Origin of the sequence: Streptomyces sp. NPDC021225, from assembly GCF_044332865.1 — a bacterium.
GTDB lineage: Bacteria > Actinomycetota > Actinomycetes > Streptomycetales > Streptomycetaceae > Streptomyces.
The window spans coordinates 284735-309352 of sequence record NZ_JBIRPV010000001.1; the positions used below are offsets into that span (position 1 = coordinate 284735).

Here is a 24618-nt window from a genome sequence, read left to right on the forward strand (position 1 = left end):
AACGCCGCTGACCGCAGGAGAGGTAATGGCACGTCATCGAAATTTCGCCGCCGCGCTCGGTGACTGGAGCGCCCGCCACCGGAAGACGGCCGTCTTCGGCTGGCTGATCCTGGTGGTCCTGGTCACCGTCGTGGGCGGCGCCGTGGGACAGAAGACCCTGACCAACGCCGATTACGGAACGGGGGACTCGGGCCGGGCCGAGCGCATCCTCCAGGACGCCGGCCTCGCCCCGCCCGCCGCCGAGCTGGTGCTGGTCCACAGCGATAAACTCACCGCCGAGGAGGCCGAGTTCCAGGGTGCCGTGACCGCCACGGTCAACGCCATCAAGGCGACCGGGCTGGCCGAGAACCTGCGCGACCCCAACACCACGCGGGTGGTCTCGCAGGACAAGCACTCCGCGCTCATCCAGTACGACGTCAAGGGCGACCCGGACACCGCGGCCGACCGCATCCAGCCCGTCATCGACGCCGTCAAGAAGACCGACCAGGCCCAGGACTCGGTGACGCTCGGCCAGTACGGCGCCGCCACCGGCCTCAAGGGCATCAACGACAGCCTCGGCGAGGACTTCGCGCGGGCCGAGATGACCGCCCTCCCCGTCGCCCTCGGCATCCTGCTCGTCGTCTTCGGCGCCTTCGTGGCCGCCGTGCTGCCGGTGCTGCTCGCCGCCACCGCCTGCGTGGGCGCCATGGGCCTGCTGGCCCTGACCAGCCAGGTGGTGCCGGTGGACGGCATGACCAGCTCCGTGATGTTCCTCATGGGCCTGGCCGTCGGCGTCGACTACTGCCTGTTCTATCTGCGCCGGGAGCGCGAGGAGCGCGCCGCCGGGCGGGACAAGGACACCGCCCTGCACATCGCCGCCGCCACCTCGGGACACTCGGTGCTGATCTCCGGCATCACCGTGGTGGTCGCCATGGCCGGCATGTTCCTGTCCGGGCTGACCGTGTTCAAGGGCTTCGCCTTCGCCACCATCGAGGTGGTCCTGATCGCGGTCATCGGCTCCATGACCGTACTGCCCGCCATGATGGCCATGCTCGGCGACCGGGTCGAGAAGGGGCGCATCCCCTTCATCGCCCGCCGCCGCCAGGCCCGCGCCGAGGCCGCGGCGGCCGTCGGCGGCCGCCGCACCAACGCCCTGCTGCGCGGCGTGCTCGCCCGGCCCGGAGTCTTCGCCCTCCTGGGCGCCGCGCTGCTGCTCGCCCTGGCCGCGCCGGCCCTGGGCATGAAGACCGAGAAGCTGGGCACCGACAAGCTGCTGCCCGCCGACAACCCGATGGTGTCCGTCTCGACACGCATCGGAAGGGAGTTCCCCGGAGCGCCCGCCCCCGCGGATGTGGTGGTCACGTCCGACGACATCGACTCCCCGAAGGTCACCCAGGCCATCGCCGACTTCAAGAAGCAGGCGCTCGCCTCCGGACAGACCGGCGAGCAGATCGACGTGACCGTCCACGCCAAGGAGAACATCGCCGAGATCAGCGTCCCGCTGATCGGCAACGGCACCGACAAGACCTCCAAGAAGGCCCTCGCGGAACTGCGCGGCACGCTGATCCCCGACACCCTCGGCAAGGTCGCGGGCACCACCACCCTCGTCCGCGGTGACCTGGCCTTCTCCGAGGACTACAACGACCAGCTCAAGAGCAGCATCGTCCCGGTCTTCGCCTTCGTGATGGGCGTGACCTTCCTGCTGATGCTGGTGTCCTTCCGGTCCCCGGTCATCGCGCTGACCTCGATCGTGCTCAACCTGCTGTCGGTGGGCGCCGCCTACGGTGTGATGACCGCCGTCTTCCAGCACGGCTGGGGCGCCTCCCTGGTCGGCACCGAGGCCCCGGGCGCCCTGGAGTCCTGGATGCCGCTGTTCGTGTTCGTGGTCCTCTTCGGGCTCTCCATGGACTACCACGTGTTCGTGGTCTCCCGGATCCGCGAGGCCTACGACCAGGGGGCGAGCACCCGGGACGCCATCGCCCACGGCATCCGCTCCACCGCCGGGGTGGTCACCAGCGCCGGGCTGATCATGGTCGCCGTGTTCGCGGTCTTCGGCACCCTGGCCATGCAGGACTTCAAGCAGCTGGGCGTGGGCCTGGCGGTGGCGGTCCTGCTCGACGCCACGGTCGTCCGGGCGATCCTGCTGCCCTCCGTGATGGCCCTGCTGGGCCGGGCGAACTGGGCCGCCCCCGGCTTCCTCCGCAAGTCCCGCCCCACCGAGGCGGACCACGGCGGCCCGAGCCATGTGGTGGCGCGGGAGACCCAGCAGGGTGTGCCGGTGACACACTGATTGACACCTGGGTGAAAGCGACATCGACACATTCGGCACGAGGAAACGTACTGAAGTAATGACAGCGGGCGGGGCCGGCGGCATGCTGGCCCCGCCCGCCCCCCACGTAGACGCGACGCAACGCCACCCCCCAGCGCGCCCAACGACCGGAAGGACACCCGTGTTCGAGTTCAGCGTGATCGGCGGCAAAACGGCCCGCGAGATCATCGGCCGCAGCCGGCGGGAGATCGTGCGGGAGGTGAAGGACACCTATCTGACCCACGACGACGGCGACTCCGTCAACCCGGACAGCTACTTCCTGCGCTTCCCCGACAAGCCGGACAGCCGCATCATCGCGCTCCCGGCCTACCTGGGCGGCAAGCACGACGTCGCCGGGATCAAATGGATCGGCAGCTTCCCCGGCAATATCGAGAGCGGTATCCCGCGCGCCTCCGCCGCCCTGTTGCTCAATGACTACGCCACTGGCTACCCCTTCGCCCTCCTGGAGGCCTCGCAGATCAGCGCGGCCCGCACCGCGGCCTCCGCCGTCCTCGCCGCCGAGCAGCTGACTGGCGGGCGCGCCGCCCGCCGGCTGGCCGTGATCGGCGCGGGCATCATCGCCCGCAACATCCTGGAGTTCTTCGCCGCCCAGGAGTGGGACATCGAGACCGTGGTCGTCCACGACCAGCACCCCGAGTACGGCCAGGCCCTGGCCGACCATGTCACCGGCTCGCTCGGCTACCGCGCCGAGACCACCGACGACCTGCACACCGCCCTGGACGTGGCCGATGTGATCGTCTTCGCGACCACCGCGGGCGAGCCCTACGTCCTCGACCCGCGGGCCTTCGCCCCGGGCCAGACCGTCCTCAACATCTCGCTGCGCGACATCGGCCCCGAGATCATCCACGCCTCCTACAACATCGTCGACGACATCGACCACTGCCTCAAGGCCAACACCTCCCCGCACCTGGCCGAGCAGAAGTACGGCAACCGCGACTTCGTCACCGGCACCCTCGCCCAGCACATCCGCGGCGAGGTCACCACCGGCCCGGACAAGCCCGTGATCTTCTCGCCCTTCGGCCTCGGCGTCCTCGACCTGGCGGTCGGGGCACTCGTCTACCGTGTCGCCACCGAGGCCGGAGAGGCCGTCGCGATCGACGACTTCTTCGGCGAGACCACCCGCTGGTAGCCCTCCTGCGTTCGGGACACCGGCCGCCCCGTCAGCTCACCGCCACCCAGGAACAGCGGTGCTCGGGGCGGCCGGTGTCGCGTCCAGTGCGTTATTGGACGGGTCCTACCGTGCTTCAGCCGTACGGCCCGAGGAACCGTTCGCCATTGAAATGGATCAAGTGAGTGGGATGATCGGCGCACCACACGTCCGTCTCCCACGCGATGTCCTTTAGATACTTGCGGAGTTCGACACGAGACGGTAGAGCCGAGATGAACACAAGGCCGGCCGTCGAGCCATGGAACAGTTCGTTCAGTTCCCGGTACCTCTTATGATCCACAGGTCCGTGACTTGACGCTGCCTCAATGAGTACAAGCCAGTTCTTCTCGCGGAGATAGACGACTACGTCAGGCATCTTCCCGTGGGAGTCGAGCTCCACGCCCAGTGACGCCAGCGTCTCCCGTTCGAAAACAGCCCACTTGTCGTCAGCGTCTCCGATGTAGAGCACTTCGCCGTTCGGCGTGTATCGTTCACAGAATTCTTTGATGATCTGGACGATCAGTACGTTCTGGCCGCCCGGACTGAGGTCAACCTTGTTGCCGCCAGGAAGTTGAACAGGAAGTCTGTTCATCTCACGCTCGCGTGCATAGAGCGCTTTCAAGCCAGGACGTTCGCCAAGATATTCCTTCAATCGCTCCTGAAATTCGCCCTGCTTGAAGGTTGTGATCATCCCATAGGCTGCCGGTTCAATTTGATAGCACCACTTCGGCGAGTTGGTGGGCCGGTCTGGCTGGTCAGGGTTCTGTACCACAAGCCCGGCTTCGGCGAACTGATGCAGCGTGGATCGGCGAATCGTCTCCCGCGTGTTCGGCGCGTAGTCCTTGTCGTACGTGTCGCGAAGCCATTGCATGATCTCTTTGGTGCGCAGCAAAGGCCGCTCAGCTTCATGCCATTCCGCTTCGGAGCCCAATTCCAGCAAGGCGAGCAACACGAGAGCGGAACGCTCGTTGGAGCGTTCGGCGTCGAACCCCAGCAGCCTCAGGAAATTTTGCGCCTCAGAAATCTTCTCCTCGCGCGGATCGCCGGGAATAGCTATTGCGGTCTGCTCGCTCACCTAGCTCCTGCTCTCATTATTTACTTGACGTTCTGACGGACTAGCTCATCGATTTCTTCTTGCTCCAGCCAGGTGCCAGGCTCCCAAGAGCGGCCTATTGCTGAAAGCTGTTCGACGCTCGGGTACCGCAGATTCCTCAGGTCGGTTGCGTTGACCTGAGTGTGTCCATTGAAGCGCCGGATGAAGCGGTCAAGAATGGTGGAGTTCAACCAAATGCAAAGCCCTCTGGCCACCTCGGCGGGTAGCCCAGCCCCGTCGACATGGAAGACGTTGACGTGGTTTTCGAATCCGATCCGCCCATAGGGAACCTGCTCCGGGTCGAACACGACAGAAATTACGCGACGCTTCTCTTCTTTCGAGGAGAGGCGTTTCACGACAACATAATGCCCCAACGGAAAGGTCAGCTTTTCTGTCTCTTCGTTGAGCATGATCGCGTTGTTCTTCTTCGCGCCAGGAACCGGCCACTTGATAGAGCCTTCGCGCATGTGGAGTGGATAGATGAGCGGCACCGCGCCGTTGACCGGATCGGGACGAAGGTGTTCCTTGCTCCGGAAGTCGACGACGCGCCCCGTCGAAACCTTGAGACCCAAGTCGGGGAGAGTGGCCGGCAAACCCGCATGCGATGCTGCAAGCTCTGTGTCCTCTTCGTCGGCACTGATGTGGATGAAGAACTCGCGGTCATCGGGGTGCACCATCTCAGCGTAGGGAACGGATCGTCGGCGTACCTCCTCGGAGTAGCTTCGGCTGGTCGACACCACAACGGGCCCTCGTTCCGTAGTGGCCATCCGGGTCGCTGCGAAGATGACGTTCTCTTGCAGCACCGCCGAGTCGGCGAAGACCTTGTTGCGCGCCTCAAAGATGTGCACGCGGTCAAGATGCATCCGCTCGAGGAAGTACTGACGAAAGAGCCGGAAGTAGGGGCCGTTGGCGAAGCTGCGAGGAGTGATTGCCAGGAGCTGGCCCCCCGGACTCAAGAGGTGGACCCCGAGTGCCATGAACGCCGAGTAGAGATTTGAGGTCTCGGTGCAGGCTGCCGAAACGAGCTTCCGCTCACGCGAACTTGCCGGGAGCTTCTTATAGGGCGGGTTCATGATGACCACGTCGAAAGGGTTAGGTGGCTGGCCCAATAGACCCTCTCCCTGGGTGGCCCAAGAGATGAAGTCATGGCGCACGAGGTTCACCTCAAGGTGCGCGCCGTAGCTACCTGCCGTGTTGACGCAGTCATCGAGCGTAGCTTGCAGTGCAGGGTGCAGCTGCGGGTCCACCTCGCATGCCGTGACGCTGATCTTCACCCTCGGACGCTCTTCAAGGAGCCTCGCGACGAGAGATGCGGTGAGGGAGCCAGCGCCCGCACCCGGGTCAAGGATGCGGAGAGTGCCCGCCTCGGGCAGCTTTGTCAGCGACGCGATGAAGTCAGCGGCTGGCGACGGTGTGAAGAACTGGCCGAGCTTCCCGCGCTGGCTTGAATCGAGGGCAGATGAGGCCTCTTGCCGCCGTGCCTCCGTCCGGAGAACAAGATCCTTCGCCAATGCGGGTGCTTCTGTTGCCATGCGCACAGCCTACGCATCTCCGAGGCACTGGCGTGGTGTGCCCAAGTCTCTCTGGCGGCCCGCCTCCACGATCACTTGCGGTGACCGGTAGCCGCTCCCGGAGGCCCGGCTCGTCCGGCGTCTCCACGGTCGGCTGCTGGTGGCCCTCCGCCTTCGGAAGCTTTCGAGAGTCTCGTCGGCACTCTCTCGACCACTTCATCCGCCGCGGCGGTGTCGTCCGACTGGGCGCTACCGTCCCTGGAGGCGGTGACGGTGGACTCGGATTATGCGTGAGGCGTGGGCGCGGAGGACCTTCGTACGCTCGTACCAGAATGGATTTCCTGGAGCCTTCGAAAGCCTGGCGCGCTGCAAGTGACGCCGCAATTAGGTCGGCGACCTAGTCTGATGACTCGCACGCTTGACACCCCGCGCCTCCTGAATGATCTCGTCGCACGGATTGGTCGTGCCGACCTCACCCTCGTTCGATCAGGAGGAATTCCATTAGCCCGGGTTGCTGTGAAGAGTCGGGTGAGGTGTGTAAGGTCCCGGTTCACATCAGGTACTGGGGAACTCCCTCCTTCGACGGCCGAGTGAACGATTCCCAAGAAAATTTGAGGAATACAAGTATCGGACCGTGGGGATTTTAGCTGTCTCGAATAGGAACGGCGTCGAGGACCGTGACCAGCGTCAAGCTGCCTCCGAGGCGCGTACGCGGCTGGCGCAAGGCCCGTGAGGGGCCACTCCTCTGAGCGGAGGTTTCACATCAGCTGCACGTCGTCATGCCAACGCGTTCAGTCAGCTTCGCTGAGTCGGAGTAGCTTGGACGCATGGCAACGGACTGTCTGGGGGACCGCGTCAGGCGCCTTCGTCGGTTGGCGACGCTGACTCAAGAGGGGCTGGCCGAGCGGTCCGGCATCTCGCTCGACACCATTCGACGGCTGGAGCAAAAGCCGCAGAGTTCCGTTCAACTACCCACGCTGCACGCCCTGGCATCGGGACTGGGCGTAGAGCTGACAAGCCTCTTGGGCGACCCTCCCGGCGCGCCCTCGTCGGGCGAATCGGACTCCCCTCAGCTCGTCGCGGTGCGACGTGCCATCATGCCCCCGCTCTTCGCCCCGCCGGCGCCGCCACGCGACCTGTCGACGCTGTCTCTGGACCGGATCCGTCGAGATCTCGCGCAGGGGTGGACGCTCTACCACGCAGCGGAGTTCGACGATCTACTGAACTCCCTCCCGGGGCTTATCACCGACGCTCGATTCGCCGCTGCCGTCGGTGACGCCGGCCAGCGGGCTGCCGGGCAGGCTGCGCTGAGCAAGGCGCTGCAACTTGGCGGGCACCTGGCAATTCGCATGGGTAAGACGGACCTTGCTCTGTCGTCGCTGGAGCGCGCCATGACAGCGGCGGACGCATCGTCGGATCCTTTGATTGCTCCCATGATCTCCAACTCCGTGGCCTGGGCGTATCAGCGGCAAGCACGGCTGGACGACGCACGGAGCCTGGCCGTCCATGCCGCCGACTGGGTCGAGAGGGAACACAGCGAGACCTCAGAGGGGCTTCGCGTATGGGGCGGCCTGTTGATGTCGGCTGCCACAAGCCACGCCCGGAGCGGCGACTACCAGCGCGCCAGCGACATGATGGTGACGGCCGAAAAGGCGGCGGAGCGGCTCGCCAAGATGCCGACACCACAAGACGGCAAGCTACTGAGCGTCTTCAGCAAGTCCTCCGTTCGCATCGAGCGAGTCCGCCTGGCTGTCCAGCACGAACGGCCGACCGAGGCTTTGTCCCTCGCTCGTGGAATGCGTCTGTCCAAAGACACCCCGCCGTCGTGGCGAACCTGGCTGCTGCTGGATGTCGCTCGCGCACACACTGACCTGGGCAACGGGGCGGGGGCCGTCAAGGCGTTGGAGTCGCTGAGGCGCCATGCTCCCGCATGGATGCGGCATCACACGCTTGCTGTTGCCATCGTGCGTGACCTGTGGAACTGGCCGTCACGTCCCGCTGGGGTCAGGCCACTCGCCCGGTTCCTGGGCATCGTCGATTAGCGTCCTGAGACTATGTAACGCGTTCCCTGTTGTTCCTGCTCAAGTCTCGCCAGGCTCGGCCTATCAGGACCCCCGCGACCGTGCAGCCGGCCCGGGGGCATGGCCAACGCTGAAGAGGAGCGTCAACATGGAACACATTACTGCCCGAATCGTGGAGGGGCTGCGCCGGTTACTGTCTCCGGCCTCGGCCCAACGTCGGTCGATCGACGTCTCGCCCCCCGTGCGATCCGTCGACACTCCCACCTTGACGCTTCCGCGGATCCCTGCCGTGCCGATCGTCGACTACGACCCTGCTCCGCCGTACGTGCACCCGCATCTGCGGATGTATCAGGTCACCCGATGAGCGCGGGCCCGCCATCGCACGAGCCTCACGAGGGTTCGCGCCCGCCGCACCCCACCCCACCGGGGCTGGCGCAGCGCGTGGAGGCTTTGGACGAGGAGGTCCGCAAGCACCTGGACCGGTGGCCCATCGGTGTGGCGGTACATGTCGTGGGAGCGGGGCGGTGACCGCGACGAGCCGCTTGCGGCTGCTGCCGTGGTCCAGCCCGGACGGTCGGCCGTGCTTCCTGGCGGCGGCTGGCGCCAACAGTCGGCTGAGCCGACGTGCGGACGAGATCGAGGCCCTCCAGCTGTTCATGGGGTCCGAACTCCTCGGCCATGCCAGCGCGTTGCTCGAGGACCACAGGGCGGACGTGAGGGAAGTGCGCTTCCTGGCGGAGCGGCTGTGTGAGTCACTGCGCGATGTGCTTCGGGTTGCCGAGAGCAGGGGAGCGCGTCTGCCGGTGGACGAAGAGAACCAGGTCGATCCCGAAGGCGGCCCGGACGGCGGCAGCGCGTGAAGCAGCGGAGAGGAGACACCGTGACCCACTGGAAGATCAGCCTCGTCCCAGGGCGGGGTCTGTACCGCGCCGACGGTGGCGTCCTCGCGCTGCCGCTCCGGATCAACAGGTGCCGCCAGCACCTCGCTGTGGCCGAACTGCGGCTGCCCGCCGCCTCGGCGGAACAGTTGCACGCGGCCCTGTGCTACGCGCTGGGCGGGCAGCTCCCGCCCGACGGCGCACCGGAGTGCGATCAACCGGTCCGCTACCCGGGCGACCGACAGCGGTACTGAAGACAAGCCGCCTGCCCTTGCCGCCCCTGCCACGAGGGGCAGGGGCGGGCGGCTCCCCGGGCAGTGGGCATCACACCGGCCGCTCCGTCAGGTCACCGCCACCCAGGAACAGCGGTGCTCGGGGCGGCCGGTGTCGCCGTATTCGCCACGCGCCCCGCTCGTCTCGTGAAAACGATCATCTGAAACCGGTGAACCCGGCGGGCGCGGGCGGTACTGCCGCGGCATCCGGCAAGAGGCCGGCGGCCGGTCAGCCCAGCACACGCAGCACCAGCCGCACCACTCCCCTGAACCCTCGCACGATCCACCCGAGGAGCCCCGCCTCCACGGCCAGCTCCGCGGCACCCGCCGCCACGTCCGGCCGCTGCGAGCCATAACTGCACCGGGAGCAGGAGCGGGGCCAACGGCGCTTTGACGCACCGCACTTCTTGCACATCGCCATGGTCCCATTCTCCCCTGCCACCACAGCCCGTCAGCTCACCGCCACCCACGAATAGCGGTGCTCGGGGCGGCCGGTGTCGCCGTATTTGAGGGTGAGGCTGATCCGGCCCGCGTGTTCCAGGTACTTGAGATAGCGCTGGGCGGTGGAGCGGCTGATGCCGGTGCGCTCGGCGACCTCATGCGCGGACAGCGGGTGTTCCGCCTGGTCCAGGGCGCGGCGGATGAGGGCGACGGTCGGCGCGGAGTGCCCCTTCGGCAGTACGGAGCGGGCGGTGGCGTCGGCGGTCCGGAACGCGCCGAAGATACGGTCCGCCCGCTCCTGGCCCGTCTCACCGCGCCCGCCGACCCCTTCGAGGGTGTGGCGCAGCGTCGTATAGCCGTCGAGCTTGGCCCGCAGCCCGGCGAAGTTGAACGGCTTGACCAGGTACTGGAGCGCGCCGTACCGCATGGCGGCCTGGACGGTGGCGACGTCGCAGGCCGCCGTCACCATGATCACGTCGGCGTGGTGGCCGAGCTGCCGCATCCGCCGTACGAGGGTCAGCCCGGTCTCGTCGGGCAGGTAGTGGTCGAGCAGGACGAGGTCGACGTGGGCGCGCTCCAGGGTCGCCAGGGCCTGGGCGGCGGTATGGGCGCGGGCGGCGACCCGGAAGCCGGGCACCTGGGCCACATACGCGGAGTTGATCTCGGCGACGTGGAAGTCGTCGTCCACGACAAGGACGTCGATCATCGTGACTCTCCCGCTGCGGTGAGCTGCTGGATGGGCGTGTTGTCGGCGTGGCCGCCGTCGGTCGGTGTGGGGGATGGATCGGGTTGCGGTGCCGGGTCCGGGGCTCCGTCCGGGTCGAGCGCCTCGGGCAGGATGACGGTGAACACCGCGCCCCCGCCCGCGCGGGCGGTGACGCGGGCCATTCCGCCGTACCGCTCGGCGAGCCGCCGCACCAGGGCCAGCCCGATGCCCCGGCCGCGCGGGGGCGGGGTCGTCGACAGGGGCCCCGGGGCGGGCAGCTTGGTGGACCAGCCCTGGGCGAAGATCTGTTCGCGCATCTCGGGCGGCACCCCCGGGCCGTTGTCGCTGACGCGCAGTACGGCGGTGGTGCCCTCGGCGCGCAGCTCGACCTCGACGAAGGAGTCGGGGCGTGGATGCGAGGCCACGGCGTCCAGGGCGTTGTCGATCAGGTTGCCGAGCACGGTCACCAGGTCGCGCGGGTCGACCACCCGCTCGGACAGCAGCGTTTGGGGGGAGACGCGCAGGGACACCCCGCGCTCCGCCACGATGGCGGCCTTCCCGACGAGCAGCGCCGACAGCAGCGGGTCGCGCACCCGCTCGGAGATCTGCTCGGCGGAGGCCCGGTGGGTGTCGGTGAGCCCGGCGATGAACTCCGCCGCCCGCTGGTGCAGACCGAGTTCCAGCAGCCCGAGCAGGGTGTGCAGCCGGTTGGCGTGCTCGTGGTCCTGGGCGCGCAGCGCGTCCAGCAGCCCGCGGGTGGAGTCCAGCTCCCGGCCCAGCAGCTCCAGTTCGGTGCGGTCGCGCAGGGTCGCCACGGCGCCGCCGTCCTTGGTCGGCATGCGGTTGGCGATCAGGACCCGGCCGCCGCTCACCGTCAGCAGATCGGCACCGTCGGCCCGTCCCGCCAGCACCTCCGTGGTACGGCCGGCGGGCAGCGTCTCCTCCAGGGTGTGGCCGGCGGCGTCCGCGCCGACGCCGAGCAGCCGCCGCGCCTCGTCGTTGATCAGACGGATCCGGCCCTCCCGGTCGAAGGCCACCACGCCCTCGCGGATGCCGTGCAGCATCGCCTCGCGCTCGTCGAGCAGCGCCGAGATATCGGCGAACGCGACCCCGTGCGTACGGCGGTGCAGGCTGCGCGAGACGGCGATCGCGGCCAGCACGCCCACGGCGAGCGCCATGCCCGCGTACAGCAGCAGCCGGGGCAGGGTGGCCAGCAGCTGATCGCGGACGCTGCCGTAGCCGATGCCGACCGACACCGCGCCGACGATCTTCCCGTCGTCGTCGCGCAGCGGCACCTTGGCGCGGGCCGAGCGGCCCAGCGTGCCGACGTCGATCTGCATGACCTGCTGCCCGGAGAGCGCCGCCTTCGGATCGGTCGAGACATGGTCGCCGATCCGGTCGGCGTTGGTGTGCGACCAGCGCACGCCGCGCCGGTCGAGCACCACCACGTACAGCGCCCCGGTGGCCCGGCGGATCCGCTCGGCCGTCTCCTGCACCGGCCCGCGCGGGCTCGGCTCGGTGTTCTGTAGATCGCGGGCGAGGCCGGGGTCGGCGGCGGTGGCCTGGGCGATGGAGAGCGCCTTGTGCATGGCCTGGTTGTCGATCTCGGAGCTGAGCGGGGCGAGAAAGAGCCCGGTGGCGAGCACCATCACCCCGACGGTGATGGTCAGCTGCACGGCCAGTACCTGGGCGGAGACGCGTCTGGGCCAGCGGATCCGCATCTGGGTCACTCCCGTCTCCTGGCCCTCCCCGTGAAGCGGTAGGGACTATTCCGTTTACGGCGCTGTAAACGCACGGTAAGGGCGGTCTGCGGTGGTTGCCCAGGGTCCGTAGCGGATTCGTTGCCGTAGCGCGAGCTAAACGAGCAGAACGGGGCTTGTGGGCACAAGAACGCGTTGTGCCCACAAGGCTGCCGGTGTGGCCCGCGCCACTCCTAGCCTCCCGGCCATGAGCAGACAAACGAGCCCTGCCATCGAGTTGCGGGGCGCGAGCAAGGTGTTCCGGACTCCGTCCGGGGGCCTCCACACCGCCGTCAGGGATCTGGACCTGACGGTCGGGCGGGGCGAGTTCGTCGCCGTGGTCGGCCCCACCGGATGCGGGAAGTCCACGACCCTGACCCTGGTCAGCGGGTTGGAGGAGCCCACGGAGGGCGATGTCCTGGTGACCGGCGAGCCGGTCCGCGGCATCGGGTCCAAGGTCGGCTTCGTCTTCCAGCAGGACGCGGTCTTCCCCTGGCGCAGCGTGCTGTCCAACGTGATGGCCGGGCCCCGCTTCCGCGGCGTACCGAAGGCGGAGGCCAAGGAGCGGGCGCGGGAGTGGCTCGCCCGGGTCGGGCTGGCGTCCTTCGAGGACCGCTACCCGCACCAGCTGTCCGGTGGCCAGCGCAAGCGCGTCGCGCTCGCGGCCACCTTCGTCAACGACCCCGAGATCCTGCTCATGGACGAGCCGTTCTCGGCGCTCGACGTGCAGACCCGGGCGCTGATGTCCGACGAACTGCTCGAGCTGTGGGCCGGGACCGGCGCCTCCGTCGTCTTCGTCACCCACGACCTGGAGGAGTCCATCGCCCTCGCCGACAAGGTCGTGGTCATGACCGCCGGCCCGGCGACCGTCAAGGAAGTGTTCGAGATCGATCTGCCACGGCCCCGCAAGGTCGAGTCGGTCCGGCTGGAGCCCCGGTTCATCGAGATCTACCGCGAGATCTGGTCCTCGCTCGGCGAAGAGGTGCGGATCACCCGCGAGAGAGGAGCCTCGCATGCCTGAGGCCACCACTGCCGCGCCCACCCCCGTCAAGGACGGGATCGCCAAGGGCCCCGGCACAAGCCGTACGACGGCCAGGGCACGGGCCGCCCGCAAACGCGCGATCCTCGTCCAGTCCACCCGCGCGCTGGTGCTGGTCGCGGTCATCGGGCTGTGGGAGTGGCTCGCCCGGACCTCCGTCATCGACCCGTTCAACTTCTCGATGCCCTCGAAGATCTGGGACCAGCTGAAGGACTGGATGCTGCACGGCACCGCGCAGGGCCCCCTGTGGGAGCAGGTCTGGACGACGCTCCAGGAGGCCCTCATCGGATGGGCCATCGGCGTGGCCGCCGGCGTCATCCTGGGCATCGGCCTCGGCCGCGCCCCCTTCCTCGCCGACGTACTGGGCCCCTACATCAAGGTGCTCAACGCGCTGCCCCGGATCGTCCTCGCCCCGATCTTCCTCATCTGGTTCGGCCTCGGCCCGGCCTCGAAGGTCGCCTCGGCGGTCGTGCTGGTCTTCTTCCCCGTCTTCTTCAACGCCTTCCAGGGCGCACGGGAGGTCGACCGCAACCTGGTGGCCAACTCCCGGATCCTCGGCGCGAGCAACCGCCAGGTCACCCTTCAGGTCGTGATCCCCGCGGCCACCTCGTGGATCTTCACCAGCCTCCATGTCAGCTTCGGCTTCGCGCTGATCGGCGCGATCGTCGGCGAGTACATCGGCGCCACGAAGGGGATCGGGCTGCTGGTCGCGACCTCACAGTCCACGTTCAACGCGGCCGGGGTGTACGCGGCGATGGTGATCCTCGCCGTGGTGGCCCTGCTGGCCGAGGGCCTGCTGACCTTCCTGGAGCGGCGGCTGTTCCGCTGGAAGCCGGCCCAGCCGGGCGCGGACCACTGACGCCGAGCCCTCTTTCCCTCCCCTCCCCTCTCCTCTGTTTTCCTCATCTCACAAGGACGTGACATGCGCAGCTATGCCAAGTTCTCCGCGGCGGCGGTCGCCGCGGCGCTGTCCCTGACCACCCTCACCGCTTGCGGCAGCGACTCCGGCGGGGACGGCAAGGACGGCAAGGTCAAGATCATGGTGGGTGGCCTCGACAAGGTCATCTACCTGCCCGCGATGCTCACCCAGCGGCTCGGCTACTTCAAGGACGAGGGCCTCGACGTCGAGCTCCTCACCGAGCCCGCCGGTGTGCAGGCCGAGACCTCACTGGTCTCCGGCGAGGTGCAGGGCGCGGTCGGCTTCTACGACCACACCCTGGACCTCCAGGTCAAGGGCAAGGAGGTGGAGTCCGTGGTGCAGTTCTCCCACGCACCCGGCGAGGTGGAGATCGTCTCCAACAAGGCGGCGGGGGAGATCACCTCGCCCAAGGACTTCAAGGGCAAGAAGCTCGGCGTCACCGGCCTCGGCTCCTCCACCGACTTCCTCACCAAGTACCTGGCCGTCAACAGCGGCGTGAAGACCAGCGAGTTCACCCCGGTCGCGGTCGGCGCTGGCCAGACCTTCATCGCCGCCCTGAAGCAGGGCGCGATCCAGGGCGGCATGACCACCGACCCCACCGTCGCGCAGGTCCTGGACCAGAAGCTCGGCAAGATCCTCGTCGACATGCGCACCCCCGAGGGCTCCAAGGCCGCCCTCGGCGGCCCGTACCCCTCCTCCAGCCTCTACATGAACACGTCCTGGGTGAACGGCCACAAGGACACCGTCCAGAAGCTGGCCAACGCGTTCGTGAAGACCCTCAAGTGGATGTCCACCCACAGCCCCGAGGAAATCGCCGCCAAGATGCCGGCCGACTACGCCCAGGGCGGCAAGGAGCTCTACGCCCAGGCGATCAAGAGCACTCTGCCGATGTTCACCACCGACGGCGTCATGCCGGCCGACGGCCCGGCGACGGTCGAGCGCGTCCTGAAGTCCTTCAACCCGAACCTGAAGAACGCCACGGTGGACCTGAACAAGACCTACACCACGGAGTTCGTCAAGAAGGCGAGCTGAGCCAGGGCCCCGGCCGGTCGGACAGCCGACCGGCCGGGCCGCTTACGGCGGGGCGCGTCAGCGGACGTAGCTCTTCAGGACGTCCGTGTCGAGCGTGATACCGACCGGATCGGGGAGCACCACCTGCTCCCCGAAGGGTGCCTCGTGGGTGTCGCGGTAGCGGCCGCTCTTCGGGTCGGGGTTGGTCTGGACGATGAGTGCGCAGGCGTCACGGTCCACGAGGAGATAGACGGGGATGCCCGCCGTCGCATAGGCAGCGGGCTTCTCGATGCGGTCGCGGCGGTTGGTGTCCCGGTCGTGCGAGGTGACCTCGACGGTCATGAGGACCCCGTCGGTGTCGGACCATTCACCATCTCCCGCGAAGCGTCCGTCAGGCGCCAGCACGCCGTCTGGGCGGGCGCGCCCCTTGCGGTATGCCTCGACCTTCAAACCGCAGTCGTTCGCGTAGAGCCAGAGATCGGGGCGGTTCTGCATGCAGCGCTTCTGCAGCCACTTGACGATCTCGCGGTGATCCCCGTCCGGCACGTACTTCTCCTCGATCCGTCCGTTGATGAACTCCAACAGGACGGTTTCGGGCGCGGCGGAGGCGATCTCCTCGAACTCCTCCACCAGCATGTGTGACGTGCGCTCGGTCATAACCGTCATGTTGCACCCCTTTCCTGGAGGAGGCCAGTGTTTCCGGACGCATGCTCGCCTGAGGCACATTCCGGCGAGGATCACTCCTGCGAGTGATTGTTCGATATCAGGCGGTGACGTCTCGCGCGGACCGGACCCTCCGGCGGTCCGCGGCGTCGAACACCGCCAGGGAGCGTGCCCCGGGCCGGACGGCCTGGTCCAAGCAGCGCAGGAGCGAGTCCTCCAGTCCCCCCACCGCTTCGGCGATCTCCTCCGCGACGTCCCGTGTGATCTCTTCCGCCACGTCGTCCACGGAAGCGTGAGGCCCGAGCTTGCTCACCGCGGCGGCCGCACGGGCTGGGGTCAGGAGCGCCGAGGCCTGGACCAGAAGCCAGGCGGGGACCCCGGCCGCCCCCTGCGGCGGTGCCAGATAGGGGCGTGAGCCGTCGAAGCGCTCGTCCTCGGCGAAGGCCTTCTGCTTCACCTTCGCCACCGGACGCGCGCGAGCGCCCGAAGGGCCCGACTCCCGCCATTCCCCGCCCGGCTTGAGGACATAGCCCTCGGCGAGGTTGTCGGCCAGCTCGGGAAGCCCGAAGAGGGCAGGCACCCTGGTGGGAAAGGCGCAAGGCAGGTCCTGGAGCCTGTTCAGCGGGCCCTGTCCGAGAGCGGGTACGCAGGTGAGCCCGGCGGCAGCGGCGGCATCGCGCAGAGCGCGGTCGGAGATCCAGCAGCGGCCTTCCGCGGTTTCGACCGAGGCGTCGAACAGCAGCCAGTGCAGGCCCGGCGCGTACCACACACCGGTCTGCACCGGATCGACGCCGGGAACAGCGGGAACATCCGGGTGTGGATAGCACCCGCCGGCCAGCTCACCGTAGACCGTCACCACCGCGGCAGTACCCCAAGCGACCCGCAGCACCGAGGCGAACCGGGCCGCCGCCACCGACAGTGCCGGCCAGATCCTGCTGACGCCGAAGAAGCCGTCCAGACCGTCATCTCCCAGCAGCTCACGCCGCTTCGCCGGACGGACGCCGGTGCTGTCGCAGGCCACCGCGAAGTGCGCTCCGTGCACCTTCTCCGCGGCGATCCACTCCCGCACCCCGGGCACGCCGATCCGCCCCCTCGAAGGGATCTTGGGGTACGGCCTCAGCGCAGATCCTTCAGACGAGCCTTCAGACGCGATGTCGGACATGAACGGGCATCATCGCCGTGCGCCAGGTCTGAGGCAACAGAGATTCATCGCCGTGGCCGAAAACGCGACTGGGGTTTCTCAGATAACCGAGAAACCCCAGGTCAGTGGCTTAAAAACCAAAGTGCGCCGCCAGGGACTCGAACCCCGGACCCGCTGATTAAGAGTCAGCTGCTCTAACCAACTGAGCTAGCGGCGCGTGCTGACGTCGTAAATACTACCCGGCCCGGAGGGGTGCTCCTGACCGCCGCCCGCCCTCAGATCGTGAGGGACAGCAGCACCGGAGCCGCCTCCCGGTTCAGGGTGTACGCGGCCTGGCGTAGGCGGTGGGCGTGCTCCAGAGGGAGGGAGAGGGCCAGGCAGCCGGCTGCGCGGCCGGCGGTTATGGGGACGGCGGCGCAGACCGTGCCGACGGCGTATTCCTGGATGTCGAGGACCGGGACCGTGGCGGGCTGGCTTTCCAGCTTGCGGAAGAGGACCTTCTCGTTGGTGGTCGTGCGGGAGGTGAGCCGCACGGTTTTGTGGCGGGAGAAGTGGTCGCGGCGGCCGTCGTGGTCGAGCTGGGTCAGCAGGCACTTGCCGACGGCCATGGCGTGGGCCGCGGAGCGGAAGTCGACCCATTCGTTGACCTTGGGGGTGCGCGGGCTGTCGGCGTACTGGGTGATGCGGACCTCGCCGTCGATATAGCGGCTGAGGTAGATCGCCGCGCCGACCGAGTCGCGCAGGGCGGAGAGCGACTTCTGGAGCTTGTGCTCGACCGCGGTCTGGCGGTCGGCGCCGGAGGAGCCGAGCAGGGAGAGCGAGGTGCCGGCGACATACGCGCCGTCCGTGACCTGCTCGATATAGCCCTCGCGGCGCAGCATCCGCAGCAGCTGGGCGAGGTGGGCCGGTGGCAGGCCGGTTTCGCGGGCGATGCCGGCGTCGGTCACGCCGTTGGTGTGGTGGGAGACGACTTCGAGGACCCGGAGGGCATGCCGCACCGAGTGGAACGGCGCGGTCGACTCGGGCTTGAGCGCCACGGTTTCCCCCCTAGCAGGTTGTGACCGCTTGCGTCGGCGCCGTCGCCGCAGGTCATGGCCATGGGATCAGCCCCTTGGTTCACCGATGGCAGCTTTTACCCGGCGCGGCTGCGTACCACGATAGCCGCCAAGCGGGCTATTCGGCGCGGGTGTTGGGCATATTGATGGCGAGTGGCGGGCCGCTCAGCAGCGGCGCGCCACCCTGGCATATGCCACAGGCATGTCCTGCGAGTGGTGGCCGACGGGGCTCCCGCCGACCACCGCGCCGTCCGCCGCTACAGCACCGCGCTCAGAAACTCGCGGGTACGCTCGTGTTCCGGCTCCGTGAAGATCTTCTCCGGCGGCCCGGCCTCGATCACCCGGCCCGAGTCGAACATCAACACCTCGTCCGAGATGTCCCGGGCGAAGTTCATCTCGTGGGTGACGCACAGCATCGTGATGTCCGTGGTGTGAGCTATGTCACGCAGCACGTCCAGCACCCCGGCCACCAGCTCCGGATCCAGCGCCGAGGTCACCTCGTCCAGCAGCATCACCTGCGGCCGCATCGCCAGCGCCCGCGCGATCGCGACCCGCTGCTGCTGCCCGCCGGACAGCTGGGTCGGATACGCGTCGCACTTGTCGCCGAGCCCGACCAGGTCCAGCAGCTCGCGCGCCCGCTCCTCGGCCTCGTCCTTGCTCAGGCCGAGCACATGCACCGGGGCCTCGGTGATGTTCCGCAGCACCCGCATGTTCGGGAAGAGGTTGAACTGCTGGAAGACCATGCCGATCTTTTTGCGCACCTCGCGGGTGTGCTTCTCGCTCGCCTCGACCATCTTTCCGCCGCGGTACTCATGCGTGAGACAGTCGCCGTCGACCTGGATCTTGCCCTGGTCCGGTTTGATCAGCGTCATCAGCAGCCGCAGGATCGTGGTCTTGCCGGACCCGGACGGGCCGATGAGGGTCACATGCTTCCCGGAGGACACCGAGAAGTCGAGGTCGTCGAGGACCGTGTTGTCGCCGAAGCGCTTGGTCACCCGGTCGAACCGGATCAGTTCGCTGCCGTCCACGGCAGGGTTCTTGTGCTCGGTTTCAGTGGCCAAGGCGACGCTCCAGGGCTCGCATGAGAAGGGATGCCGGATAGGCGATGAGGATGAAGGCGATGCCGACCATCGTGTAGGGCTCGATGTACTCGAAGGACGTGGCGCCGTGCGCCCGTGCCTTCTGGAGCATGTCGACGACCCCGATGAGCGCGAGCATCGGCGAGTCCTTCAGCATCGCGATCACGTAGTTGCCGAGGGCGGGCACCACGCGGCGGATCGCCTGCGGCAGGATCACCGCGACCCAGGTGCGGCCGCGCGAGAGGCTGAGCGCGGTGCACGCCTCCCACTGGCCCTTGGGCACTCCGTCGATGCCGGCCCGGTACACCTCGGCGGTGTACGTCGAGTAGTGCAGGCCGAGCGCGATCACGCCGGTGGTCAGGGCGGAGAACTTGATGTCCCAGGTCGGCAGCACGTAGTAGAAGAAGAACAGCTGGACCAGCAGTGGGGTGTTGCGGACGAACTCCACCACCGCGGCCACCGGCCAGCGCACCCAGCGCGTCGGGGAACGGAAGGCCAGCGCCCACACCAGCCCCAGGGCGAAGGACAGCACCGAGCCGAGGGCGGTGGCCTCCAGGGTGATCAGCAGTCCGTCGCCCAGCTCGGGGAGGAAGTCCTTGGCGACATCCCAGTCCCAGTTCACTTGGCACCTCCCGCCGCGATCAGGTTGGCGGGCTGCTCGGTCTCCTTGGAGGCGGACAGCTTCCTGGTCATCATCGGGCCCTTGCCGCGCCGCTCCGGCGCCTGCCCGATGCCCGCCTTGGCGCGCCGCTCCAGCAGCCGCATCAGCCGGGTGAGGACGAAGGCCAGGACGAAGTAGAGGACGAGGATGATCGAGTAGATCTCCAGGCTGTCACCGGTCGCCAGCCGCGAGAGCTGGGCGGCGAAGGTGATGTCCGCGACGCTCACCGCGGAGACCAGCGCCGTCGCCTTCAGCAGCTCGATCAGCAGGTTGTTGAACGGCGGGATCATCTCGGGGATCGCCTGCGGCAGGATCACCCGCCGCATCCGCTGCGCGGGCGTGAAGCTGAGCGCGAGCGCCGCCTCGCGCTGCGCGGGGGACACGGCGGCGATCGCGCCGCGCACGATCTCGGAGCCGTACGCGCCGTACGTCAGGCCCAGGGCGAGCACCGCCGCCCACATCGGCAGCAGCTGGAACTGGAACCCCAGCGGCATCACGAAGAACAGCCAGAACATCAGCACCAGGGCCGAGGTGCCGCGGAAGATCTCGACGTAGAAGCCCGTGAGGAAGCGGACGATCCACAGTCTGGAGGTACGGGCGATGCCGACCCCGAAGGCGACGACGGTGGCGAAGAGCGCGCTGTAGAGGGTGAGCTGGATGGTGATCCAGATCCCCGGAAGGAGCCATTTCTCCCACAGTCCGGCTGTCATCGGCACAGCTCCTTGGCGGTCAGATCCGTCATCTCGGCCTTGGTGAAGCCGAACGGCCCGACGATGCGCAGGAGTTCGCCGCTCTTCTTCATCTTGTGCAGCTCGACGTTGAAGGCGTCCCGGAGGTCGGTCTCCTCGGGGCGGAAGGCGAAGCCGCCCGCGCCGATGTCCGGCTTTCCGTCGAGCAGCGCCTGGAACGGCTCGGTCGCTTCGACCCGGCGGCCCCCGCTCTGCCGGACCACGTTGCGTACCGTCACCGCCGTGCCCGCGAAGGCGTCGGCGCGGCCCTGCTCGACCGCCAGCAGCCCGGCCAGCTGGTCGGGGAGGACCATGATGTCGCCCTCCTTCACCCCGGCGTTGACCGCGTAGCCGATCTGGGCGTACGCGGAGCCGCTGGCGAGCTTCGCGCCCGACTTGACGATGTCCTCGTAGGTGTGGAGGTTCTTGGGGTTGCCCTTGCGCACGATGAACGAGTCACGGACGCGATAGTCGGGATCCGAGAAGATCACCTGCTGACAGCGATCCGGATTGATGTACATGCCGGCGGAGACCACGTCGAATTGCTGCGAGCGCAGCCCGGGTATCAGCGAGGCGAACTCGGTCGGGACCGGCTGGACATGTGCCACCCCCAGCCGTTTGAAGATCACTTTCGCGATTTCCGGCGCCTCGCCGGTGAAGTCTCCGTTCTTGTCGATGTATCCGAACGGGATCTCACCCGCGATGCCCAGACGTACCGTCCCCTGCGACCGCAGGCGCGTCAGCAGGTTTCCCCCATCCTTGGCTTCGGCGCTGGACACCCGGCTACAGGCCGTGGCGCCCAGCAGACCTATGGCCGCTCCGCCCGCCAGAAGCGCGCGGCGGTCCAGCCGTCTTCCGCTGTTGTCCTTGTGTGTCCGTCGTGGTGGAGCCATGGGCGCGCGGCTACCCGACCGCACGCGAAATATGCAGATCGTTTTCAGCCCTTGACGCTTGGTCGGGCTGGGTAGGCGCACTCGGCAACAGGTCCGCAAACGAGCGGGAGGAATGTCATGGCTGACCGGTTTATCGAGGTATCGCTCGCCAAGAGGGGCGTGAGTTGCACGGCGAAACTCCTCGACGACCGCGCGCCCATCACCTGCGAGGCGGTGTGGAACGCGCTGCCCCTGGGAGGCGACGTCTACCACGCGAAGTACGCGCGCAACGAGATCTACGCGCTGCTGCCCCCCTTCGCCCCCGAGGAGCCACCCCTGGAGAACCCGACCATCACCCCCATCCCCGGCGACCTGTGCTACTTCAGCTTCACCGACACCCAGCTGGGCACCGCCTCCTACGGCTATGAGCGGCAGGCCAAGCACCAGGGGCAGCAGCGGGTCGTCGACCTCGCCCTCTTCTACGAACGCAACAACCTGCTGATCAACGGCGACGCCGGGTGGGTGCCTGGCATCGTCTGGGGCGCGGTCGTCGACGGGCTGGACGAGATGGCCGACGCCTGCCAGGACCTGTGGCGGGCCGGCGCCCTGGGGGAGACGCTGAGCTTCCGCCGGGCGTAGGCGGGCGGTTCCGTCCCATCCGGGCTGTGCGGCCCGGATGGGACGGGACGGTCCGTACGGGGCCGGGTTGTCCCCGTCCGTCAGGCGGCCTGGGCCGGCGGCCTGACGCCGTCCGCCAGGCCTGCCTCGTACAGCGCGTGCGCCGCCCGCAGCACCAGCGCGTCCGCGTGGCGGGCGCCAACCAGCTGCACCCCGATCGGCAGCCCCTCGGCGGAGAGGCCGCAGGGCACGCTCGCCGCGGGCTGCTGGGTCATGTTGAAGGGGTAGGTGAAGGGCGTCCAGCCGGTCCACCGGGAGTGGCCCGAACCCTTCGGCACCTCGACCCCCGCCTCGAAGGCGGTGATCGGCAGCGTCGGGGTGACCAGCAGGTCGTACGCGGAGTGGAACCGCCCCATGGCGTGTCCGAGCGCCATGCGCACATCGACGGCGGCGAGATAGTCCAGCGCGCTGTACGAGGCGCCCTGGGCGCAGATCTCGCGCAGCCCCGGGTCCAGCAGCTCCCACTTGTCCTGCCCCAGCGGCTGCACCACCCGCGCCGCGCCGCTGAACCACAGCGTGTGGAACGCCTCGACCGGGTCCTCGATGCCCGGGTCGATCTCCTCCACGGACGCACCCAGCCCGGCCAGCAGATCCACCGCCCGCCGCACCGCCGCCGCCACCTCCGGGTCCACCGCCGCCGAGCCGCCGAGCGCCGGGCTGTAGGCGACCCGCAACCCGTCCACGCCGCCCCTCCCCGCCGTGATGGCCTCTTGGAAGCTGCCTTCCGGGGGCGCGAGCTGGGACCAGTCGCGCCAGTCCGGGCCGGAGATCACATCCATCAGAAGGGCCGCGTCGGCCGCGTCCCGCGTCATCGGGCCCACATGAGCGAGCGTCCCGAACGCGCTCGCCGGATACAGCGGGACCCTCCCATAGGTGGGTTTCAACGCGAAGACGCCGCAGAAGGAGGCCGGAATGCGCACCGAACCGCCGCCGTCCGTCCCCAGACTCAGCGGACCCGCGCCCAGCGCCACCGCGGCCGCGCTGCCCCCACTGGAGCCGCCCGCGGTGCGGCGCGGGTCGTACGGATTGCCGGTCACCCCGTACACCGGGCTGTCCGTGACGCCCTTCCAGCCGAACTCGGGGGTCGTCGTCTTCCCCAGGAACACCGCGCCGTGCTCGCGCAGCCGGGCCACCGAGGGCGCGTCCTCGTCCCAGGCCCGGCCCTCGGCCTCGACGGTCAGCGAGCCGCGCAGCGTGGGGCCGCCGCGCTGGAGCAGGATGTCCTTGACCGACACCGGCACCCCGTCCACCAGACCGGCCGGTTCGCCGCGCCGCCACCGCTCGGCCGACTCCTCGGCCTGCCGCAGCGCGGCCTCCGCGTCGACCCGGCTGAACGCGTTGACCTCCGGCTGGATCTGCTCGATCCGCCCCAGCGCGGCGCGGGTCGCCTCGACGGGGGAGAGTTGGCCCGAGGCGTACCGTTCGAGGAGTTGAACAGCTGTCAGATCGTGGATGTCGGTCATCCACCGTCTCCTTTCAGTCGACCGGTACGTACCCCAGGCGCTTGTCGATGACGTTGAGCAGCGGCTCGCCCGCGGCCCAGCGGTCGTAGTTGTCCTGGAACTGCTCGGCCAGCTGGTCCCGCCAGCCGACCGTGTCGCCGCTCATATGGGGCGAGACGAACAGCCCCGGCACATCCCACAGCGGGTCGTCGGCGGCCAGCGGCTCATGCTCGAACACATCCAGCGCCGCGCCGCCGATCCGCCGCGCGGTCAGCGCCGCCACCAGGTCGTCCGTCACGACCAGCGGCCCGCGCCCCACGTTGACGAACAGGGCGCCCGGCTTCATCCGGGCGAAGGCCTCCCGCCCGAACATGCCGCGCGTGCCGTCGGTCAGCGGCGCCGCGCACACCACCCAATCGGCCTCCGGCAGCAGGCCGTTCAGCTCGTCGCCGCCGCGCACCCCCTCGCGCGCCGTACGCCCCACCAGGTCGACCGCGATGCCGAGCGCGCCCAGCGTACGGCCGATGGCCCGCCCGATCGGGCCGGCGCCGACGACGACCGCCCGGGACCCGGCCAGCCGCACCGTCTCGCGATGGCGCCAGCGGCGCTGCCGCTGAAGCTCCCAACTGCCGTGGAAGTCCTTGGCCATGGCGATGACGAGCCCCGCGACATACTCGGCGATCGGCTGCTCGAAGACGCCGCGGGCGTTGGTCACCACCGTGTCCGACGCGGTCAGTTCGGGGCACATCAGCCGCTCCACGCCCGCGCTCGCGGTGTGGACCCAGCGCGGCCGGGGTCCGCCGCCGGGCCAGGCGGCGCGTACCGCGTCGGAGGCGAAGTCCCAGACGAGCAGGGCGTCGGCGGCGGGCAGCAGTTCGGGCAGCGAGGACTCGTCGCACACGAGGATCCTGGCCCGGCCGGCCAGCCGGTCGAGACGGACTGGAGGGTCGTCTCCGAAGACGACCAGAGTGCTTTCGGTCATGGGCGGGAAACCGTTTCGAAACGTAGGTGCGCTTGGCTGTTGAGTTGGCTGTCGTGGACGTTCGGGATGATCGGGAAGCCGCCTCGGAAGCAAGGATTGACCACGCTAGGCAGCGGAAACTACCGTCGTCAATAACGGCATCGTTCCGGCATCTGTCCCGACGTCCCGGCATTCAGGCCGGCTCATTCCCTCTGGCCAATGGTCCAGCCCTCCGTTGTGTATTGGGGCTCGA

The 24618-nt window shown here is 68.4% G+C and carries 22 protein-coding genes and 1 tRNA gene; 9 read left to right on the forward strand and 14 right to left on the reverse strand.

The window, feature by feature from the left end:
• Positions 1-25: 25 nt before the first annotated feature.
• Both ACH4S9_RS01355 and sbnB read left to right on the forward strand, forming a co-directional pair.
• Positions 26-2269 carry an MMPL family transporter gene (locus tag ACH4S9_RS01355; protein WP_398369078.1) on the forward strand — a complete coding sequence of 748 codons (2244 nt, stop codon included), beginning with the start codon at positions 26-28 and terminating at the stop codon, positions 2267-2269.
• Between the two features lie 160 nt (positions 2270-2429).
• The gene (gene sbnB, locus ACH4S9_RS01360; RefSeq protein ID WP_398369080.1) at positions 2430-3437 is read left to right on the forward strand and encodes a 2,3-diaminopropionate biosynthesis protein SbnB; all 1008 of its coding nucleotides are present in this window, start codon (positions 2430-2432) and stop codon (positions 3435-3437) included.
• Positions 3438-3552: 115 nt separating this feature from the next.
• Here sbnB and ACH4S9_RS01365 read toward each other — a convergent pair whose 3' ends face one another.
• Entirely contained in the window at positions 3553-4530 is a 978-nt protein-coding gene (locus ACH4S9_RS01365; RefSeq protein WP_385347157.1) for a BsuBI/PstI family type II restriction endonuclease, read from the reverse strand.
• Between the two features lie 20 nt (positions 4531-4550).
• Entirely contained in the window at positions 4551-6080 is a 1530-nt protein-coding gene (locus ACH4S9_RS01370; protein ID WP_385347155.1) for an Eco57I restriction-modification methylase domain-containing protein, read from the reverse strand.
• Positions 6081-6886: 806 nt separating this feature from the next.
• Between ACH4S9_RS01370 and ACH4S9_RS01375 the strand changes: the two genes are divergently transcribed.
• From ACH4S9_RS01375 to ACH4S9_RS01385, 3 genes are all read left to right on the forward strand, one after another.
• Complete coding sequence (locus ACH4S9_RS01375) at positions 6887-8101, forward strand: helix-turn-helix domain-containing protein (protein ID WP_398369083.1); 1215 nt, start codon at positions 6887-6889, stop codon at positions 8099-8101.
• Positions 8102-8604: 503 nt separating this feature from the next.
• Complete coding sequence (locus ACH4S9_RS01380) at positions 8605-8940, forward strand: hypothetical protein (RefSeq protein ID WP_385347151.1); 336 nt, start codon at positions 8605-8607, stop codon at positions 8938-8940.
• Between the two features lie 20 nt (positions 8941-8960).
• Entirely contained in the window at positions 8961-9212 is a 252-nt protein-coding gene (locus tag ACH4S9_RS01385) for a hypothetical protein (protein WP_385347149.1), read from the forward strand.
• Positions 9213-9681: 469 nt separating this feature from the next.
• On the opposite strand, the gene ACH4S9_RS01390 is transcribed toward ACH4S9_RS01385, so the two are convergent.
• Complete coding sequence (locus tag ACH4S9_RS01390) at positions 9682-10377, reverse strand: response regulator (protein WP_398369086.1); 696 nt, start codon at positions 10375-10377, stop codon at positions 9682-9684.
• A complete protein-coding gene (locus ACH4S9_RS01395; RefSeq protein ID WP_358847453.1) occupies positions 10374-12098 on the reverse strand; it encodes a sensor histidine kinase in 1725 nt (574 codons plus the stop codon). Before ACH4S9_RS01395 ends, ACH4S9_RS01390 begins: the two co-directional genes overlap by 4 nt.
• Positions 12099-12324: 226 nt before the next feature.
• Here ACH4S9_RS01395 and ACH4S9_RS01400 point away from each other — a divergent pair, with 226 nt between their 5' ends.
• The 3 genes from ACH4S9_RS01400 (at position 12325) to ACH4S9_RS01410 (ending at position 15106) form a co-directional block, all read left to right on the forward strand.
• A complete protein-coding gene (locus ACH4S9_RS01400; RefSeq protein ID WP_361189289.1) occupies positions 12325-13137 on the forward strand; it encodes an ABC transporter ATP-binding protein in 813 nt (270 codons plus the stop codon).
• The gene (locus tag ACH4S9_RS01405) at positions 13130-14014 is read left to right on the forward strand and encodes an ABC transporter permease (protein WP_358847447.1); all 885 of its coding nucleotides are present in this window, start codon (positions 13130-13132) and stop codon (positions 14012-14014) included. Before ACH4S9_RS01400 ends, ACH4S9_RS01405 begins: the two co-directional genes overlap by 8 nt.
• Positions 14015-14077: 63 nt before the next feature.
• On the forward strand, positions 14078-15106 hold the full coding sequence (locus tag ACH4S9_RS01410) for an ABC transporter substrate-binding protein (RefSeq protein WP_311730462.1): 1029 nt from the start codon (positions 14078-14080) through the stop codon (positions 15104-15106).
• A gap of 57 nt (positions 15107-15163) precedes the next feature.
• Here ACH4S9_RS01410 and ACH4S9_RS01415 read toward each other — a convergent pair whose 3' ends face one another.
• The 8 genes from ACH4S9_RS01415 to ehuB all read right to left on the reverse strand — a co-directional run bounded on the left by ACH4S9_RS01415 (position 15164) and on the right by ehuB (position 21305).
• Positions 15164-15751: a Uma2 family endonuclease gene (locus tag ACH4S9_RS01415; RefSeq protein ID WP_361189293.1), complete on the reverse strand. Its 588-nt coding sequence runs from the start codon at positions 15749-15751 to the stop codon at positions 15164-15166.
• Positions 15752-15848: 97 nt separating this feature from the next.
• Positions 15849-16826 (reverse strand): RNA ligase family protein, encoded by a 978-nt coding sequence (locus ACH4S9_RS01420; protein WP_398369089.1) that lies wholly within the window; start codon positions 16824-16826, stop codon positions 15849-15851.
• Positions 16827-17032: 206 nt separating this feature from the next.
• Positions 17033-17106 (reverse strand) — tRNA-Lys (locus tag ACH4S9_RS01425).
• Positions 17107-17164: 58 nt separating this feature from the next.
• Positions 17165-17926, reverse strand: a complete 762-nt coding sequence (locus tag ACH4S9_RS01430; RefSeq protein WP_358847450.1) for an IclR family transcriptional regulator C-terminal domain-containing protein — start codon at positions 17924-17926, stop codon at positions 17165-17167.
• A 275-nt stretch (positions 17927-18201) separates the two neighbouring features.
• Positions 18202-18972 (reverse strand): ectoine/hydroxyectoine ABC transporter ATP-binding protein EhuA, encoded by a 771-nt coding sequence (gene ehuA, locus ACH4S9_RS01435; RefSeq protein ID WP_311730475.1) that lies wholly within the window; start codon positions 18970-18972, stop codon positions 18202-18204.
• A 22-nt stretch (positions 18973-18994) separates the two neighbouring features.
• The gene (ehuD, locus tag ACH4S9_RS01440; RefSeq protein ID WP_311730456.1) at positions 18995-19645 is read right to left on the reverse strand and encodes an ectoine/hydroxyectoine ABC transporter permease subunit EhuD; all 651 of its coding nucleotides are present in this window, start codon (positions 19643-19645) and stop codon (positions 18995-18997) included.
• A complete protein-coding gene (gene ehuC / locus ACH4S9_RS01445) occupies positions 19642-20394 on the reverse strand; it encodes an ectoine/hydroxyectoine ABC transporter permease subunit EhuC (protein ID WP_398369092.1) in 753 nt (250 codons plus the stop codon). Before ehuC ends, ehuD begins: the two co-directional genes overlap by 4 nt.
• Positions 20391-21305 carry an ectoine/hydroxyectoine ABC transporter substrate-binding protein EhuB gene (gene ehuB, locus ACH4S9_RS01450; RefSeq protein ID WP_398369094.1) on the reverse strand — a complete coding sequence of 305 codons (915 nt, stop codon included), beginning with the start codon at positions 21303-21305 and terminating at the stop codon, positions 20391-20393. The genes ehuC and ehuB overlap by 4 nt, the downstream gene beginning before the upstream one ends.
• Before the next feature lie 117 nt (positions 21306-21422).
• Between ehuB and ACH4S9_RS01455 the strand changes: the two genes are divergently transcribed.
• Positions 21423-21923, forward strand: a complete 501-nt coding sequence (locus tag ACH4S9_RS01455; RefSeq protein WP_311730453.1) for a DUF3830 family protein — start codon at positions 21423-21425, stop codon at positions 21921-21923.
• A gap of 80 nt (positions 21924-22003) precedes the next feature.
• Here ACH4S9_RS01455 and ACH4S9_RS01460 read toward each other — a convergent pair whose 3' ends face one another.
• Together ACH4S9_RS01460 and ACH4S9_RS01465 are read right to left on the reverse strand one after the other, a co-directional pair.
• Positions 22004-23425: an amidase gene (locus ACH4S9_RS01460; protein ID WP_398369096.1), complete on the reverse strand. Its 1422-nt coding sequence runs from the start codon at positions 23423-23425 to the stop codon at positions 22004-22006.
• A 13-nt stretch (positions 23426-23438) separates the two neighbouring features.
• Positions 23439-24386 (reverse strand): D-2-hydroxyacid dehydrogenase, encoded by a 948-nt coding sequence (locus ACH4S9_RS01465; RefSeq protein ID WP_385347136.1) that lies wholly within the window; start codon positions 24384-24386, stop codon positions 23439-23441.
• Positions 24387-24618 lie beyond the last annotated feature (232 nt).

Excerpts from the sequence above, each read along its gene's own strand:
- ACH4S9_RS01390 (WP_398369086.1), bottom strand. The coding sequence starts at position 10,377 with ATGATCGACGTCCTTGTCGTGGACGACGACTTCCACGTCGCCGAGATC.
- ACH4S9_RS01355 (WP_398369078.1), top strand. The coding sequence starts at position 26 with ATGGCACGTCATCGAAATTTCGCCGCCGCGCTCGGTGACTGGAGCGCC.
- ehuC (WP_398369092.1), bottom strand. The coding sequence starts at position 20,394 with ATGACAGCCGGACTGTGGGAGAAATGGCTCCTTCCGGGGATCTGGATC.
- ehuB (WP_398369094.1), bottom strand. The coding sequence starts at position 21,305 with ATGGCTCCACCACGACGGACACACAAGGACAACAGCGGAAGACGGCTG.
- ACH4S9_RS01415 (WP_361189293.1), bottom strand. The coding sequence starts at position 15,751 with ATGACGGTTATGACCGAGCGCACGTCACACATGCTGGTGGAGGAGTTC.
- ACH4S9_RS01455 (WP_311730453.1), top strand. The coding sequence starts at position 21,423 with ATGGCTGACCGGTTTATCGAGGTATCGCTCGCCAAGAGGGGCGTGAGT.
- ACH4S9_RS01375 (WP_398369083.1), top strand. The coding sequence starts at position 6,887 with ATGGCAACGGACTGTCTGGGGGACCGCGTCAGGCGCCTTCGTCGGTTG.
- ACH4S9_RS01410 (WP_311730462.1), top strand. The coding sequence starts at position 14,078 with ATGCGCAGCTATGCCAAGTTCTCCGCGGCGGCGGTCGCCGCGGCGCTG.
- ACH4S9_RS01370 (WP_385347155.1), bottom strand. The coding sequence starts at position 6,080 with ATGGCAACAGAAGCACCCGCATTGGCGAAGGATCTTGTTCTCCGGACG.
- ACH4S9_RS01460 (WP_398369096.1), bottom strand. The coding sequence starts at position 23,425 with ATGACCGACATCCACGATCTGACAGCTGTTCAACTCCTCGAACGGTAC.
- ACH4S9_RS01405 (WP_358847447.1), top strand. The coding sequence starts at position 13,130 with ATGCCTGAGGCCACCACTGCCGCGCCCACCCCCGTCAAGGACGGGATC.
- ACH4S9_RS01395 (WP_358847453.1), bottom strand. The coding sequence starts at position 12,098 with ATGCGGATCCGCTGGCCCAGACGCGTCTCCGCCCAGGTACTGGCCGTG.
- ACH4S9_RS01465 (WP_385347136.1), bottom strand. The coding sequence starts at position 24,386 with ATGACCGAAAGCACTCTGGTCGTCTTCGGAGACGACCCTCCAGTCCGT.
- ACH4S9_RS01400 (WP_361189289.1), top strand. The coding sequence starts at position 12,325 with ATGAGCAGACAAACGAGCCCTGCCATCGAGTTGCGGGGCGCGAGCAAG.